This window comes from Sphingomonas chungangi, from assembly GCF_013778325.1.
In the GTDB taxonomy this organism is placed as follows: domain Bacteria; phylum Pseudomonadota; class Alphaproteobacteria; order Sphingomonadales; family Sphingomonadaceae; genus Solisphingomonas; species Solisphingomonas chungangi.
On record NZ_JACEIB010000027.1, the window covers coordinates 712,456 to 728,469 of the forward strand.

Below are 16,014 nucleotides of genomic sequence, written 5' to 3' on the forward strand. Positions count from 1 at the left end.
AATTCGGTTCTTAGGCGGCCTTGGCCGACGAGGAGGTTTCGGGCGTGTGGCCGAGCGCATCGGCCACGAGCTGCTTCTGTTCGGCGGCGTGGCGCTTTGCCGATCCGGTCGCGGTGGAAGCGGATGCCTTGCGGCCGGCATAGACCGGGCGCTGCACCTTGCCACCGGCTTCGACGAGGCACTCTTCCAGCAGATCCTCGACGAAGGTCCAGCTGCCCTGGTTCTTCGGCTCTTCCTGCGCCCACACCAATGTCTCGGCGTTGGTATAGGCCTTGAGTTGCTCGACGATGACGTCGCTCGGGAAGGGATAGAGCTGCTCGCAGCGCAGGATGACGGTGTTGGCGTCGCCGGCCTCGTCGCGCGCGTCGAACAGATCGTAGGCGACCTTGCCCGAGCACAGCACGACGCGGCGCACGTCCTTGTCGGCCGGCGCCTTCGGATCGAACAGCACGCGATGGAAGCGGCTGTCGCCGATGAAGTCCTCGATCTTCGACACCGCCGCCTTGTGGCGGAGCAGCGACTTCGGGCTCATCACGATCAGCGGCTTGCGGAAATCGCGGACCATCTGCCGGCGCAGCATGTGGAAGTAATTGGCCGGCGTGGTGCAGTTTGCGACCTGCATATTGTCCTCGGCGCAGAGCTGGAGATAGCGCTCCAGACGGGCGGAGCTATGCTCCGGCCCCTGCCCCTCATAGCCGTGCGGCAGCAGCATCACGAGGCCGTTGGAGCGCAGCCACTTGCTCTCCGATCCCGAGATGAACTGGTCCATGATCACCTGCGCGGTGTTCGCGAAATCGCCGAACTGCGCTTCCCACATCACCAGCGTCTTGGGCGCGGCGGAGGCGTAACCGTACTCGAAGCCGAGCACGCCATATTCGCTGAGCGGGCTGTCGAGCACCTGGAAGCTGCGATCGACTTCGGAGAGCGGGAAGTAGCGATGGCCGTCCTTCTGGTCGTTCCAGCCGGCATGGCGGTGCGAGAAGGTGCCGCGCACCACGTCCTGGCCGGAGAGGCGCACGCCGTAGCCGTCGAGCAGCAGGGTGCCGAACGCCAGCGCCTCGCCGGTCGCCCAGTCGAAGCCCTCGCCGGAGGCGAACATCTGCTTCTTGGCATCGAGCACGCGGGCCAGCGTCTTGTGCAGGTTGAAACCGGCCGGCGCCTCGGTGAGGATCGGCACGAGCTTGTCGATCTGGTCCTTCGCGACGGCGGTGGTGCCGGCGCGACGGCCGAGCTCCTTGGCCTGCTGCAGGCCAGCCCAGTCGCCCTCGAACCAGTCGGCCTTGTTGACCTTGTAGCTCTTGCCCGCCTCGAACTCCTCGTCCAGCGTGGCGACGACCTTGGCCTCCTCGGCGGCGACCCACGCATCGTCGATCACGCCCTCGGCCTTCAGGCGCTCGCCATAGATGGCGGAGACCGGCGGATGCTTGCGGATCTCGTCGTACATGAGTGGCTGGGTGAAGCCCGGCTCGTCGCCCTCGTTGTGGCCGAAGCGGCGATAGCACCACATGTCGATCACGACGTCGCGCTTGAAGGTCTGGCGGAAATCGGTCGCCAGCTTGCAGGCGAAGGTGACGGCCTCGGGATCGTCGCCGTTCACGTGCAGGATCGGCGCCTGCACCATCTTGGCGATATCGGTCGGGTAAGGCGAGGACCGCGCGAACTGCGGGCTGGTCGTGAAGCCGATCTGGTTGTTCACGACGAAATGGATCGTGCCGCCCGTCGAGTAACCGCGCAGGCCGGAGAAGCCGAAGCACTCCATGATCACGCCCTGCCCGGCGAACGCGGCGTCGCCGTGCATCAGGATCGGCAGCACCTTGGAGCGCGCATTGTCCTTGAGCTTGGTCTGCTTGGCGCGCGCCTTGCCCAGCACCACCGGGTCCACCGCCTCGAGATGCGAGGGGTTGGCGGCGAGCGACATATGGACCTTGATCCCGTCGAATTCGCGATCGGTCGAGGTGCCGAGGTGGTATTTCACGTCGCCCGAACCGCCGACATCCTCGGGGTTGGCGGAGCCGCCGGCGAACTCGCTGAACACCGCGCGATAGGGCTTGCCCATCACGTTGACGAGGACGTTGAGGCGGCCGCGATGCGGCATGCCGATCTCGATCGCCTCGACGCCGGCCGCGCCGCCATACTTGATGACCGCTTCCAGCGCCGGCAGCGCGCTCTCGCCGCCGTCGAGGCCGAAGCGCTTGGTGCCCACGTACTTCTTGCCGAGGAACTTCTCGTACTGCTCGCCCTGGATGACCTTGGAGAGGATCGCCTGCTTGCCCTCGGGCGAGAAGGTGATCTCCTTGTCGCGGCCTTCCATCCGCTCCTGCAGGAAGCGGCGCTCCTCGACATCGCCGATGTGCATGTATTCGAGGCCGACATGGCCGCAATAATTGCGGCGCAGGATGTCGACGATCTCGCGCACCGTCGCACGATCGAGGCCGAGCGTGCCGCCGAGATAGATCGGACGGTCGAGGTCGCTGTCGAGGAAGCCGTGATATTCGGGCGTGAGATCGGCCGGCAGGTCGCGGCTGGTGAGGCCGAGCGGATCGAGATCGGCGGCGAGGTGGCCGCGCACCCGGTAGGTGCGGATCAGCATCATCGCGCGGATCGAGTCGAGCGCGGCGGCTTCGACGGTGGCGCCGGACGGGGCCGCCTTGGGGGCTTCCTCGGCCTGCGGGGCGGCCTTGGCGGCGCCGCCCTTGGCAGGCTTAGGCGCCGGCTGCATCTGGGTGGGATCGAGGCCGGCGGTCAGCTGGTCGGTCTCGGTCGGCGGCCAGTTGGGCTTCTGCCAGCTCGGGCCGGACACCGCCTGCTCCACGGAGCGGAAGTAATTGCCCCAGGTGGGATCGACCGAAGCCTCGTCCCGCTGCCAACGCCGGTACAGATCCTCGACGAACGCGGGGCTCGCGCCCGCGAAATCGAGTTCTTGACCCTCGTAACCCATGTCACCGTCCTCGCACGCCCGGTCGGGGAAACGCTGTCACCGGGCCTCATACAATGGTTTGCGCCGGCCATCTGGCCGGCGCATGGTTAATCAGCCCTTAAGCACCTTCGAGAGCGTCACGCCGAGCTCGGACGGGCTCGGCGACACGACGATCCCGGCGGCTTCCATCGCCGCGATCTTGTCCTCGGCGCCGCCCTGGCCGCCCGACACGATCGCGCCGGCATGGCCCATGCGGCGGCCCGGAGGCGCCGTGCGGCCCGCGATGAAGCCGACCATCGGTTTCTTGCGGCCCTTTTTGGCCTCGTCGATCAGGAACTGCGCCGCTTCCTCTTCGGCCGAGCCGCCGATCTCGCCGATCATGATGATCGACTTGGTCGCCTCGTCGGCGAGGTACAGCTCCAGCACGTCGATGAAGTTGGTGCCGTTGACCGGATCGCCGCCGATGCCGACAGCGGTGGTCTGGCCGAGGCCCTCGTTGGTGGTCTGGAACACGGCCTCATAGGTAAGCGTGCCCGAGCGCGAAACAACGCCCACCGAGCCCTTCGAGAAGATGCTGCCCGGCATGATGCCGATCTTGCACTCGCCCGGCGTCAGCACGCCCGGGCAGTTCGGCCCGATCAGGCGCGACTTGGAGCCGGAGAGGGCGCGCTTCACGCGCACCATGTCGAGCACCGGGATGCCCTCGGTGATGCAGACGATCAGCGGAACCTGCGCATCGATCGCCTCGAGGATCGAGTCGGCGGCGAAGGGCGGCGGAACGTAGATCACGGACGCATCGGCGCCGGTCTTGGCGACGGCCTCGTGCACGGTGTCGAAGTTGGGCAGGCCCAGCTCCTCGTGCATCGTGCCGCCCTTGCCCGGGGTCACGCCGCCGACCATCTGGGTGCCGTAGTCGAGCGCCGCCTTCGTGTGGAAGGTGCCGGTCTTGCCGGTCATCCCCTGGGTGATGACCTTGGTGTTCTTGTTGACGAGGATCGACATACGGTCCCGCTTACCCTTTCGATGAAACCCGCGCCGATCGGGAGACCGGCGCGGGCGATTTGTCTGTTGTTACGCGAGGCTCTCGTCGATGCCCTTGCAGGCGACCAGCAGTTCCTTCACGGCGTCGACCGACACCTGAAGGTTGCCCTTGGCCTCCTCGTCCAGCTCGATCTCGACGATCTTCTCGACGCCGCCGGCGCCGATCACCGCCGGCACGCCGACATAGAGGCCATCGACGCCGTACTCACCGGACACATAGGCCGCGACCGGCAGGATGCGCTTCTGGTCGTTGAGATAGGCCTCCGCCATCGCGATGCCCGAGGCGGCCGGGGCGTAGAAGGCCGAGCCGGTCTTCAGCAGGCCGACGATCTCGCCGCCGCCACCGCGGGTGCGGGTGACGATCGCGTCGATCTTCTCCTGGGTGGAAAGGCCCATCTTGACGAGATCCGGCACCGGGATGCCGTTGACCGTCGAATACTGGACGACCGGCACCATCGTGTCGCCGTGCCCGCCGAGCACGAAGGTGTTCACGTCGCGGATCGAGACGCCGAATTCCTGCGCGAGGAAGGTCGAGAAGCGGGCCGAGTCGAGCACGCCCGCCATGCCCACCACCTTCTCGTGCGGCAGGCCGGAAAATTCGCGCAGCGCCCACACCATGGCGTCGAGCGGGTTGGTGATGCAGATCACGAAGGCATCCGGCGCGTGCGCCTTGATGCCCTCGCCCACCGCCTTCATGACCTTGAGGTTGATGCCGAGCAGATCGTCGCGGCTCATGCCGGGCTTGCGCGGCACGCCGGCGGTGACGATGATCACGTCGGCGCCGGCGATATCGGCATAATCGTTGGTGCCGGTGATCTTGGCGTCGAAGCCCTCGACCGGTCCGCACTGCGAGAGATCGAGCGCCTTGCCCTGCGGCACGCCGTCCACGACATCGAACAGGACGATGTCGCCGAGTTCCTTCTGGGCGGCAATATGGGCGAGCGTGCCGCCGATGTTGCCGGCGCCGATGAGCGCGATCTTCTTGCGTGCCATTATGCCTCCACGGGGTCAGTCATTACGTGGGCGCGGCCGCGCGAGAACCGGCGGCCAGCCGGAAAAGCGGGTTGCGCTTAGACCCATGATCGCGCGGGGGCAACCGCCCTGACAGCGCTTTCACAAGCTTTTTTGCTGCACCTGCTCAAGGGATCGGAGTGGGCGGCTCCCCGTCGGCGACATAGCGACGCTCGCCGGTCGCGGGATCGGCCCAGACGGTCATCGCGCGGCCGGTCTCCGGATCGGCGAAACGCTCACCCGTGGGGCGGAAGCGCGCGTCCGGCGAAAGCCCCGCGCGGCCCGCGTGATAGCGCCGTTCGTAGAGGCAACCGAAGGCGAACAGCAGGGCCACCGCCAGCATCGGCCAGCCCGCGCGATCCATCCACGTCAGCGCCAGCCCGAAGGCGACGAAGACGATCGAGACGACCGCGACGATCGAGCGCAGCATCAGCCGTCCTTCTCGATGATCACGGCCGTGCCATAGGCGACGACCTCGTTCATCGTTTCGCCGATCGAACCCGAGTCGAAGCGCATCATCACGACGGCGTTGCCGCCCATGAGCGTGGCGTTCTGGATCAGCCGATCGATCGCGTGGCGCCGCGTCTCCTCGACCAGCGAGGTATATTCCTTGATCTCGCCGCCGACGATCGATCGCAGACCGGCCGCGATATTGCCGCCGATCCCGCGCGAGCGGACGACCACGCCGAACACCTGGCCCAGCGTGGCGACGGTGCGGTGCCCCGCGACGGTTTCGGTGGTGGAAACGATCACGCCTTCGGGCATCCGGGCCTCCCCTGTTGATGGAGGCAAGCTAGGCCACCTGGGCGATTTTATATACCCCGTTCGCACTGAGCGTAGTCGAAGTGCGGGCCTCAGGCGCCGCGCTTGCAGCCCGTCCTTCGACTACGCCCAGGACGAACGGAGGATGGCTTTCACCAATCAGGAAACGCCATGCCCTTTCGCAAGATAATCCGCCGACTGCATTTCCATCAGCCGCGACACCGTGCGCTCGAACTCGAAGCCGTCGTCGCCGCCCGCGTAGAGCTTCTCCGGCTGGGCATCCGCCGCCGCGAGCAGCTTCACGCCATGCTCGTACAGCGTATCGACCAGCAGCTTGAATCGCGCCGCCTCGTTGCGCCGGTCCGCGTCGAACAGCGGAATGCCGACCACGATCACGGTGTGATAGCGCCGCGCGATCGCCAGATAGTCCGGCACGCCGCGCGGCTCGCGGCACAGCCTTGCGAAGGAGAAGACGGCGACGCCCTTCAGGCTCTTCGGCACGTGCAGCTCGCGCCCGCCCGGCACGGCAATGTCCTCGGACGGCACGTTGGCGCGATCCTCGACCGGAAAGTCGGTGAGGCGGAAGAAGGCGCGACTTAGCGCCTCGGTCGCCGCCTTGCCATTGGGCACGTACCAGGTCGGGAAACCGGCGAGGCGCGCGAGGCGGTAATCGGTTTCGCCGTCCAGCCCGATGACGTCGAGCTTCTGCTCCAGCAGCGCGATGAAGGGGAGGAAATGCTCGCGGTTGAGCCCGTTCAGGTAGAGCTGGTTGGGCGCGCGGTTGGAGGTCGCCACCACCGTCACGTCGTGGCTCATGATCCGCGTGAACAGGCGGCTAAGGATCATCGCGTCGGCCGAATTGGTGACGATCATCTCGTCGAACGCCAGCAGCCGCGCCTCCTCGGCGATCGCGTCGGCGACCGGCATCACCGGGTCCTGCACCTCGCGCGATCGCTCGACACGCAGGCGATCGTGCACCTCCTGCATGAATTCGTGGAAGTGGACGCGGCGCTTCGCCTTGATGTCGGCCTGCGCGAAGAACATGTCCATCAGCATGGACTTGCCCCGCCCCACGCCACCCCAGAGATAGACGCCCTTCACCGGCTCGGGCCGCTTGCCGAGCGCGCGCCACAGGATCGATCCCCGCTTGGGCGCCTGTTCCAGCTGGCCGGCGCACCGGTCCAGCCGCTGCGCGACGGACCGCTGCGCGGGATCCGGCCGCAGCTCGCCCGCCGAGACGAGCGCATCGTAGCGGGCGAGCACCCTGGCCATGATCAGCCCCCGAGACGAATCTTGCGGAGCGTCGCCTGAAAGGTCAGCAGCGCTTGCCTCTCCTGCTCCATCTGCCCGCGCAAAAACAGGAGCTTGCCGGTCTCGCTGACGACCTCGATCACGCAATCGAGAGGGAGATCGGCGCGACCGGGCGCCATGAACTGGGTCGCGAAGTTGAGCGTCACCGCCCAGTTCGGCATGACGAGCCGGCCCAGCGTCGCCGGGCCAACGAAAACCGCCTGATCAAGGAAGCCGAGCAGGAAGCCGCCATGCAACGCACCGAGCGGATTGGCTCGCCCCGGCCCCGTCGCGATGCGGACCCGCGCGACCGAGCCTTCGACGCGGCTGCGGATCTCCCCGAACGTGCCGTTGAAGCTCGGTCCCTCGAAATAGGTCGTGTAGAAGCCATCCTCGTCCGGCCCCTCGGTTCGGGGTCCAGACGGCGACAGAATCATGCCCACGCGATCAGACCGCGCGCTCGACTTCCATCTTCTTGATCTCGGCGATCGCCTTGGCGGGCGAGAGGCCCTTGGGGCAGACATTCGCGCAATTCATGATGGTGTGGCAGCGATAGAGGCGGAAGGGATCTTCCAGCTCGTCGAGCCGCTCGCCGGTCATCTCGTCGCGGCTGTCGGCCAGCCAGCGATAGGCCTGGAGTAGAATCGCCGGGCCGAGGAAGCGGTCCGAATTCCACCAGTAGCTTGGGCACGAGGTCGAGCAGCAGGCGCACAGGATGCACTCGTAGAGGCCGTCCAGCTTCTCGCGATCCTCGGGCGACTGCAGGCGCTCCTTCCCGGCGGGCGCCGGCGTGACCGTCTGCAGCCACGGCTTGATCGAGGCATATTGCGCGTAGAAGTGGGTGAGGTCCGGCACCAGATCCTTCACCACGTCCTGGTGCGGCAGCGGTGTGATCTGCAGCTCGCCCTTGCCGCCACCGCAATCCTCGATCGCGGTGGTGCAGGCGAGACCGTTCTTGCCGTCCATGTTCATCGCGCACGAACCGCAGATGCCCTCGCGGCAGGAACGGCGGAAGGTGAGCGTCGGGTCGACCTCGTTCTTGATCTTGATCAGCGCGTCCAGCACCATCGGGCCGGTCTCGTCGAGATCGAGCTCATAGCGGTCGTAGCGCGGGTTCTCGCCCGAATCGGGATCGTAACGATAGATTTTGAAGCTGCGCTTTTTGTGGCCGCCGGACGTCGACTTGTACGTCTTGCCCTTGCCCTTGATCTTCGAGTTGGCGGGGAGAGAGAATTCGGCCACCGAGACGATCCTTTCGCGTTCGCTCCCCGTTAGCGCCCCGGCGCCCCGTGTCAAAGTCCTATGTGAGACATTTGCTGCGCTGCGCTATGCCGGGGGCAAAGGGAGAGCGCGATGCGGCTGAGCGACTGCCACAATGTCGAGGATTTCCGGAAGCTGGCGAAGGCCCGCCTGCCCTACCCGATCTTCCACTATATCGACGGCGCTGCCGACGACGAGCTGACCAAGGACCGCAACACCGCCGCCTTCGCCGATTGCGACCTGGTGCCCAGCGTACTCGCCGGCGTCGAGACGATCGACATGCGCATCACGTTGATGGGCAGGGAGATCGCGATGCCGCTCTTCCTCTCGCCCACCGCGCTGCAGCGACTGTTTCACTGGCAGGGCGAGCGCGCGGTGGCGGCGGTGGCGGAGAAGTTCGGCACATGGTTCGGCATCTCCACGATCGGCACCGTCAGCATCGAGGAGATCGGCCGCACCATTTCGAGCCCCAAGCTGTTTCAGCTCTACGTGCACAAGGATACGGGCCTGAACCGGTCGATGATCGAGCGCTGCAAGGAAGCCAGGTTCGACGCGATCGCGCTGACCGTCGACACGATCGTCGGAGGGAATCGCGAGCGCTGCCTGCGCACCGGCTTCACCTCCCCGCCTAGGTTGACGCCGCGATCGGCCGCGAGTTTCGCGTTCCACCCGCGCTGGACGCTCAACTACCTGCTGCGGGACGCCTTCGAGCTGCCCAACCTCAAGGATCATGTCTCGGCGGGCACCAACACCGCCATTTCGGTGGCGGATTATCTCAACACGATGCTCGACCAGAACATGAACTGGGCCGACGCCGAGCGCATCCGCGCCGACTGGGGCGGCCATTTCTGCCTGAAGGGCATCATGTCGGTGGAGGATGCCCGCCGCGCCGTCGATATCGGCGCGACCGCGATCATGATCTCCAACCACGGCGGCCGTCAGCTCGACGGCAGCCGCGCGCCGTTCGACCAGCTCGCCGAGATCGTCGACGCGGTGGGCGACCGGATCGAGGTGATCCTAGACGGCGGCGTCCGCCGCGGCAGCCATGTGTTGAAGGCGCTCAGCCTCGGCGCGAAGGCGGTGAGCGGCGGCCGGCTCTATCTCTACGCGCTGGCGGCGGCGGGCCAGCCCGGGGTCGAGCGCATCGTCGGTCGCCTGCGCGACGAGATCGAGCGCGACATGAAGCTGATGGGGGCACGCAATGTGGGCGAATTGTCGCGCGCCAATCTGCGCTGGCGTTAGGCTTCCTCCCCCTCCGCCGCGATCCGCCAGTTCACGCGGCGGGTGAAGTACATCACCGCCGCCAGCGCCGCGAAGGTGAGCAGCGAACCGATCAGCAGGGAGTAGGCCTCGAGGCTCAGCAGCACGTAGAGCACCGCATAGAGCGCCACCAGCATCGCGCCGACCGTGCCACCCCGCCGCCAGCTCTTCAGGATCGCCGCCGCATAGCAGGCGAGCAGCACCGCGATCGCCCCGCTCGCCAGCAGGTAGGCGGGCGTGAAGCCGATCAACTCGGCGAAGGCGAGCAGCAGCACGAAGAAGAGGATCAGCCCGATGCCGACCAGCAGATAGGCCGGCCCCGGCACCGCAACGCCCATCAGGATGTCGAACATCAGCAGCGCGACGAAGGTGAAGCCGATGAACAGGAAGCCATACTTCGTCGCGCGGTTGACCTCGCTGTAGAAATCCACCGTGTCGAGCAGAGCGACGCTCACCTGCGTGTTCGGATCGGGATCGCGCTCGCCGATCGAGACGATCGGGCGATTGAGCGCGAGGTTGCCGATCCGCCAGTCGGCGGCGAAACCCTGCTTGGTCACGGTGCGCGCCGCCGGCAGGAAGGCGCCGAGGAAGCTCGGGGATGCCCAGCTGGACGAGACATGCCATTGCGTGTCCTGCGCGGACGGTGCGAGTGCCAGACTGTCGTGGCCGCGCAGCTGGAAGGCGATGTCGAACGGGATCGCGCGCGCCGCCGCGACCGGCCCGGCAAGCCGCCCGCTGAAGCCGTTGCCGTCGTTCGCGCTCAGCCCCGATCCCGGGATCAGGGGCAGCCGCTGCCCGTCGACGCTGACGACCGGCTGCGATCCGGCGAGCCCCTTGGCGCTGCTGATCCCCATCGCGATCTGCGCCTGGTCGAGGTGCACCGAGGCCGGATCGATGTTGAGCTTGGCGAGATCGGGCAGCTGGAAGGTGCCCGCCGCATGCACGTCGGCGGTGTAGATCACCGCCTCGTAAATCGAGACCTTGCGCAGCTGCGGCTCCAGCTGCGTGTCGATCGCCAGCTTCGTCGGCGCGATCACCAGCGAATCGTCGCGGCTTTCCTGGTGCGTCTGGGTCTGGCCGTTCTCGGTCGTGGTGGTCTGCACCATGTGGGTGAAAGGCACGACCAGATAGGGGCCGGCGAGCGTCTGCGTGTCACCCCAGCCGGCGACGATCGCATCCTTGGCGGTGGTCGATTGGGACTGGCGATCGTAGACCAGCAGATAGACCGAGAAGAGCGGGATCGCGAGCAGCGCCGCCAGCAACACGACCAGCCCGAACTTGTAGCCCGGCGTGCGGGCCGGGGCCGGTTTTCCGGCGACAGTCGCCATATGCGCATCCTCCCTGTTGTGCGAGGCATAGCGCGCCGACTCAGCGAAGCGAAATGCGAAGCTCCCGAAGTTTCGATGCAGAAGCGATGCAGGTCGATCATCTTGTCTATTTTATAGAACAATCCGGATCACACTTACCGACTGTTACGGTCGACGATCGTGCGTATCTTGCCGCTTCAAGGGCAAGCCTCCCGGCCACCCTCTGGAGACAGACCATGACCACCATGCTCACCGACAAGACCGCCCTCGTCACCGGCGGATCGCGCGGCATCGGCGCCGCGATCGCCAGGCGCCTGGCCCGCGAGGGCGCGAATGTCGTCATCACCTATGCCGGCAACGAGGCGGCCGCCGCCGAAACGGTCGCCGCGATCGAGGCCGAGGGCCGCAAAGCGCTCGCCATCCGCGCCGACGCGTCGGACATGGCCGCCAGCCGCACCGCCGTCGTCCAGGCGGCTGAATTCCTCGGCGGCCTCGACATCCTCGTTCACAATGCCGGCGTCGCCGAGTTCGGTCCAGTAGGCGAGATCGGCGATGGCAGCTACCGGCAGCAGTTCGGCGTCAACGTGGACGGTGTATTCGCCGGCACCAGTGCCGCCATCCCGCACCTGCGCGACGGAGGCCGCGTGATCATCATCGGAAGCGTCAACGCCCATACCATGCCGACACCGGGAGGCGCGATCTACGGCGCAACCAAAGCGGCGGTCGCCGGGCTGGCGCGCGGCTGGGCACGCGATCTCGGCCCGCGCGGCATCCTCGTCAACGTGATCCAGCCCGGCCCGGTCGATACCGACATGAACCCGGCGGACGGCGATTTCGCCAAGGTGCTGGTGCCGCTGATGGCGATCGGCCGCTACGGCAAGGTGGAAGAAATCGCCAACCTCGCCGCCTTCCTGGCGAGCGACGAATCCTCGTTGATCACGGGCACCACGATCGACATCGACGGCGGCTTCTCGATCTGACCGGAGCGGTCAGTCGTCATCTTCGGCCGGTGTGGCAGCGTCCGCATCGGCCGACGACATGCGGGGCGGAGGCACCAGAATGTCCGGGAATTCCTTGTGGGTATCGCGCCCGGTCACCTTTGCCGGAACCTGATGCACCCAGCGGGCGGAGGGCGACGGCGGCGTGGGCGCCTCTTCCCTCTTGGGCAGGTAGCGATCGAACCGCCCTTCCCGCCACGAGCGCGCAACGAATGTCGCCGCGAACGCCAGCGCGGCCACGATCAGCCCGAACAGCAGGCCCTTGAGAAAGCGCGCCAAGGCCCGCCGGCGATCCGCCCGCCGCGCGATCCGCTCGCGCGCGACCTCGTCATAGCCGACCTCGGCGAGCACGAATTCCCGCCACCCGGCGCTGAGATCGGCGCCGGAATCGCTGCGCGGCTCGAACTCCGGCCGCCGGACGAGTCTCCGATAGGACATGACGGCGGCAGGGTAGCGCGGCAGAGTTTGCCAAAGGGTTGACGAGGTTGAACTAAAGTTGAGCGAACCAACCATCATCAACGGTAACGCGTTCAACGATTTCAGTCTTCAGACCAAGCTTAAGATCTTTGAGCAAAGTACAGAGTTGGTCGCCATCAATTAGATCGATGGCTGGTGCGCCATCTCTCGTCGCCTCGCGTCTTGCATCGGTTGAGAAAGTGCCGGTCGTGATAATCAATCCTTTGTCACTCCGGCCGACCATAGCACCTCGAAAATCTCGAACCGTTCCCGGCCCAACCGTACCTACATACCGCTTGCACTGGAATAGCGTAATAAAACTAAGAAGATTCAGCCGAAGTACTCCGACGCCGTCTATACCGCCATCACCGGATCGACCTGTGACTTCCACTTTAACGAAGCCCGCTTCCCTCAAGATGCGCTGAGACAGGCGCTCAAACGCTGCAGGCTCCATGCTCTTGAGAACCAACAGAAGCCGGTCGCGCCAGGACGCCACCTCGCTTTCGCTATCGTCCTGTTCTCCCGCGCCAGTCGTAGGCGCTCCCTCCACATCGCGGCGGCGTTCAAAATCAGCCTTTCTTACGGCCGCAGGAATAAGACGAACCTGCTCCCTGGTAATGCCCTCACCCTTTTCGGTGAGTGACCATACACCGCGCTGGCTGTTATCGAGAACCCCGTCCTTCTTGAGATAGGTCTTCGCCCACGCAAGATTATAGGCGAGCTTTGTCTGCCGCCCGTCCGTATGAACGATAGATGCCACTTCATCAGGAATCGCATCTAGCTCGATAATTTTTGCTAAAAGTTCTTCATTTGACGCCGACCCACCTGTCGCCTTCAATGCAACCAAAGTAGGCCACATCAGCGAATCGAAGGTAGGAACGTCTCGCACGATTCGCTCTCAATACACGCGCGCCTTCGGCTTGATGTAGCTCACGTCGTCGGTCAGCGTGTAGTCGTGCACCGGGCGGTAGTCGATCTTCACCAGATCCTTCGCGCCGTTCGCATAGTCGAACCAGGCGATCGTGTGCTTCATCCACTCGGCGTCGTCGCGCTTGGGGAAATCCTCGTGCATATGCGCGCCGCGGCTTTCCTTGCGGTTGGCGGCCGAGTGCATCGTGATCACCGCCTGCGGGAGCATGTTGTCCAGCTCCAGCGTCTCGATCAGGTCGGTGTTCCAGATCAGCGAGCGATCGGAGACCTGCACGTCGGAGAGCTTGGCATAGACCTCGTCGATATGCTTCTCGCCTTCGCTGAGCAGCGCGGTGTCGCGGAACACGGCGGCGTGTTTCTGCATCGTGCGCTGCATGTCGAGGCGGATGTCCGCCGTCTTCGTGCTGCCCGAGGCGTTGCGGTAATGGTCGAGGCGGGCGAGCGCCTTGTCGTCCGCCGCCGTCACCACCGCGCCGTGCTTGGAGTTGGGCTGGACCAGCTCGGCGATGCGGAAGCCGGTCGCGCGACCGAACACCACGAGATCGATCAGCGAATTGGAGCCGAGGCGGTTGGCGCCGTGCACCGACACGCAGGCCGCCTCGCCGACCGCGAACAGGCCGGGCACCACCGTGTCCGGCTCGCCGTCCTTCAGCGTGACGACCTCGCCGTGATAGTTACAGGGGATGCCGCCCATATTGTAGTGGACCGTTGGCGTGACAGGCAGGGGCTGGCGCGTGAGATCCACACCGGCGAAGATCTTGCCGGTCTCGGTGATACCCGGAAGCCGCTCGTGCAGCACCTTGGGATCGATATGATCGAGGTGCAGGTAGATATAGTCCTTGTTCGGGCCGACGCCGCGGCCTTCGCGCATCTCCATCGCCATCGAGCGGGCGACGACGTCTCGCGAAGCGAGGTCCTTGGCCGACGGTGCATAGCGCTCCATGAAGCGCTCGCCTTCCGAGTTGGTGAGGTAGCCGCCCTCGCCGCGCGCGCCCTCGGTGATCAGCACGCCCGCCCCGTAGATGCCGGTCGGGTGAAACTGGACGAACTCCATGTCCTGCAGCGGCAGGCCGGCGCGCAGCACCATGCCGCCGCCGTCGCCGGTGCAGGTGTGGGCCGAGGTCGCCGAGAAATACATGCGGCCGCCGCCGCCCGTCGCCAGCACGGTGGCGTGGCTGCGGAAGCGGTGGATGGTGCCGTCTTCCATGCAGAGCGCGATCACGCCCTTGCAGACGCCGTCCTCCATGATGAGGTCGAGCGCGAAATATTCGATGTAGAAGTCGGCGTCATACTTGAGGCTCTGCTGGTAGAGCGCGTGGAGCATGGCGTGGCCGGTACGGTCTGCCGCGGCGCAGGTGCGCTGCACGGGCGGGCCTTCGCCCATATTCTGCATGTGGCCGCCGAACGGGCGCTGGTAGATCGTCCCTTCCGGGTTGCGGCTGAACGGCACGCCCGCGTGCTCCAGCTCGATCACCGCCGCAGGCGCCTCGCGCACCATATATTCGATCGCGTCCTGGTCGCCGAGCCAGTCCGATCCCTTGACGGTGTCGAACATGTGCCAGGTCCAGTGGTCCGGCGTGTTGTTGCCGAGGCTCGCCGCGATGCCGCCTTGCGCCGCCACCGTGTGCGAGCGCGTCGGGAACACCTTGGTGATGCAGGCCGTCTTCAGGCCCTTCTCGGCGCAGCCCATGGTGGCGCGCAGGCCCGATCCGCCGGCCCCGACGACGACGGCATCATAGACGTGATCGATGATCTTGTAGGAAGCAGTCATTATGCGGGCACCCCGCCGAAGGCGATCTTGAGGATCGAGAAGACGCAGAGCGCGCCGCACAGGAAGACGTAGGCGTTCAGCAGCAGCAGCACCGCCACCTTGTTGCCCTCGTCATGCACATAATCCTCGATGAAGGTCTGCATGCCGAGGCGCAGGTGCCAGAATGTGGAGAGCACCAGCAGCACCAGCGGCACCGCCACCAGCGGCGACTTCAGCCACAGCACGACGGCCTGGTGATCGACGACCGGCAGGCGCACGATCGAGACCACGAACCAGATCATCAGGATCAGGTTGGCGGCGGCGGTGACCCGCTGCAGCCACCAGTGATGTGTGCCCGATTTGGCGGAGCCGAGGCCCCGCACGCGGCCAAGGCCGGTTCCCGTACCCATCAGAACACCTTCCCGGTTGCAACGAGGATCGCCCACACCACCAGGGTCGCGGTGATCGAGAAGGCGATGGTGAGCAGAGCGCCCATACGGTTGGTCTTGAGCTCGTAGCCCGCGCCCGTATCGAGCACGAAGTGCCGCACGCCCGAGGCCATGTGCTGGAACAGGCTCCAGGTCAGGCCGATGCCGACGATCTTGGCGAGGATGTTGACCAGCGCCTGCGCGCCCTCATGCGGGCTCGACGAGTCCGACTGGACGACCCAGTGGTAGAAGATATTGTAGGCGTCCGCGCTCATCGCGGCGGAGACCAGCCACCAGGTGAGCATCACACCGCCGCCGATCGCCAGCGCCGTGCCGGTGGCGCGGTGCAGGATCGAGACCAGCATGTGCGGGCCCCATCTCCAGATGCTCAAATGCGGGGATAGCGGCCGGGCGGCGTTTCTGGACACGGACAATCACCCTCGATCTTCTTTGTTGCGGTGGTCTTTGGTCCAAACGGTGGCGCGATGCAACATGAATGGAGCGGAGGGCGAGCCGCCTTTTTCGGCCGTCCGGGCGATCGTGCATAACGGCTCATTTACCACTGCGCGCCTATCAGGTTCGCGAAGACCGACATGCGGAGTGA

The 16,014-nt window shown here is 65.8% G+C and carries 16 protein-coding genes; 2 read left to right on the forward strand and 14 right to left on the reverse strand.

Features of this window, described 5'->3' with window-relative positions; all coding sequences use genetic code 11:
- Nucleotides 1-10 precede the first annotated feature (10 nt).
- From HZF05_RS21300 to HZF05_RS21335, 8 genes are all read right to left on the reverse strand, one after another.
- On the reverse strand, nucleotides 11-2,938 hold the full coding sequence (locus HZF05_RS21300; protein ID WP_160364454.1) for a 2-oxoglutarate dehydrogenase E1 component: 2,928 nt from the start codon (nucleotides 2,936-2,938) through the stop codon (nucleotides 11-13).
- 90 nt (nucleotides 2,939-3,028) lie between these two features.
- Complete coding sequence (gene sucD / locus HZF05_RS21305; protein ID WP_160364455.1) at nucleotides 3,029-3,919, reverse strand: succinate--CoA ligase subunit alpha; 891 nt, start codon at nucleotides 3,917-3,919, stop codon at nucleotides 3,029-3,031.
- Between the two features lie 69 nt (nucleotides 3,920-3,988).
- A complete protein-coding gene (mdh, locus tag HZF05_RS21310) occupies nucleotides 3,989-4,951 on the reverse strand; it encodes a malate dehydrogenase (protein ID WP_160364456.1) in 963 nt (320 codons plus the stop codon).
- A 145-nt stretch (nucleotides 4,952-5,096) separates the two neighbouring features.
- Nucleotides 5,097-5,399, reverse strand: a complete 303-nt coding sequence (locus HZF05_RS21315) for a hypothetical protein (protein WP_160364457.1) — start codon at nucleotides 5,397-5,399, stop codon at nucleotides 5,097-5,099.
- Nucleotides 5,399-5,734, reverse strand: a complete 336-nt coding sequence (locus HZF05_RS21320; protein ID WP_220129920.1) for a heavy metal-binding domain-containing protein — start codon at nucleotides 5,732-5,734, stop codon at nucleotides 5,399-5,401. Before HZF05_RS21320 ends, HZF05_RS21315 begins: the two co-directional genes overlap by 1 nt.
- 156 nt (nucleotides 5,735-5,890) lie before the next feature.
- Nucleotides 5,891-7,003, reverse strand: a complete 1,113-nt coding sequence (zapE, locus tag HZF05_RS21325; protein ID WP_160364458.1) for a cell division protein ZapE — start codon at nucleotides 7,001-7,003, stop codon at nucleotides 5,891-5,893.
- A gap of 2 nt (nucleotides 7,004-7,005) precedes the next feature.
- Complete coding sequence (locus tag HZF05_RS21330) at nucleotides 7,006-7,458, reverse strand: PaaI family thioesterase (protein WP_160364459.1); 453 nt, start codon at nucleotides 7,456-7,458, stop codon at nucleotides 7,006-7,008.
- Between the two features lie 10 nt (nucleotides 7,459-7,468).
- The gene (locus HZF05_RS21335; RefSeq protein ID WP_160364460.1) at nucleotides 7,469-8,263 is read right to left on the reverse strand and encodes a succinate dehydrogenase iron-sulfur subunit; all 795 of its coding nucleotides are present in this window, start codon (nucleotides 8,261-8,263) and stop codon (nucleotides 7,469-7,471) included.
- Nucleotides 8,264-8,374: 111 nt separating this feature from the next.
- Between HZF05_RS21335 and HZF05_RS21340 the strand changes: the two genes are divergently transcribed.
- Entirely contained in the window at nucleotides 8,375-9,523 is a 1,149-nt protein-coding gene (locus tag HZF05_RS21340; protein WP_160364461.1) for an alpha-hydroxy acid oxidase, read from the forward strand.
- Here HZF05_RS21340 and creD read toward each other — a convergent pair.
- Nucleotides 9,520-10,869: a cell envelope integrity protein CreD gene (gene creD / locus HZF05_RS21345; protein WP_160364462.1), complete on the reverse strand. Its 1,350-nt coding sequence runs from the start codon at nucleotides 10,867-10,869 to the stop codon at nucleotides 9,520-9,522. The two genes, HZF05_RS21340 and creD, sit on opposite strands and share 4 nt — an antisense overlap.
- Before the next feature lie 215 nt (nucleotides 10,870-11,084).
- On the opposite strand from creD, the gene HZF05_RS21350 reads away from it, so the two are divergent.
- Nucleotides 11,085-11,828: an SDR family NAD(P)-dependent oxidoreductase gene (locus tag HZF05_RS21350; RefSeq protein ID WP_160364463.1), complete on the forward strand. Its 744-nt coding sequence runs from the start codon at nucleotides 11,085-11,087 to the stop codon at nucleotides 11,826-11,828.
- A 9-nt stretch (nucleotides 11,829-11,837) separates the two neighbouring features.
- Here the strand turns inward: HZF05_RS21350 and HZF05_RS21355 are convergent, their stop codons facing one another.
- The 5 genes from HZF05_RS21355 to sdhC are packed head-to-tail and all read right to left on the reverse strand — an operon-like array spanning nucleotide 11,838 to nucleotide 15,838.
- Nucleotides 11,838-12,362: a hypothetical protein gene (locus tag HZF05_RS21355; RefSeq protein ID WP_160364464.1), complete on the reverse strand. Its 525-nt coding sequence runs from the start codon at nucleotides 12,360-12,362 to the stop codon at nucleotides 11,838-11,840.
- The gene (locus HZF05_RS21360) at nucleotides 12,337-13,191 is read right to left on the reverse strand and encodes a restriction endonuclease (protein ID WP_160364465.1); all 855 of its coding nucleotides are present in this window, start codon (nucleotides 13,189-13,191) and stop codon (nucleotides 12,337-12,339) included. The genes HZF05_RS21355 and HZF05_RS21360 overlap by 26 nt, the downstream gene beginning before the upstream one ends.
- 9 nt (nucleotides 13,192-13,200) lie before the next feature.
- Nucleotides 13,201-15,003, reverse strand: coding sequence for a succinate dehydrogenase flavoprotein subunit (sdhA, locus tag HZF05_RS21365; protein WP_160364466.1), 1,803 nt, complete (start codon nucleotides 15,001-15,003; stop codon nucleotides 13,201-13,203).
- Nucleotides 15,003-15,392, reverse strand: coding sequence for a succinate dehydrogenase, hydrophobic membrane anchor protein (gene sdhD, locus HZF05_RS21370; protein ID WP_160364467.1), 390 nt, complete (start codon nucleotides 15,390-15,392; stop codon nucleotides 15,003-15,005). The genes sdhA and sdhD overlap by 1 nt, the downstream gene beginning before the upstream one ends.
- On the reverse strand, nucleotides 15,392-15,838 hold the full coding sequence (gene sdhC / locus HZF05_RS21375) for a succinate dehydrogenase, cytochrome b556 subunit (RefSeq protein WP_160364468.1): 447 nt from the start codon (nucleotides 15,836-15,838) through the stop codon (nucleotides 15,392-15,394). The genes sdhD and sdhC overlap by 1 nt, the downstream gene beginning before the upstream one ends.
- Nucleotides 15,839-16,014 lie beyond the last annotated feature (176 nt).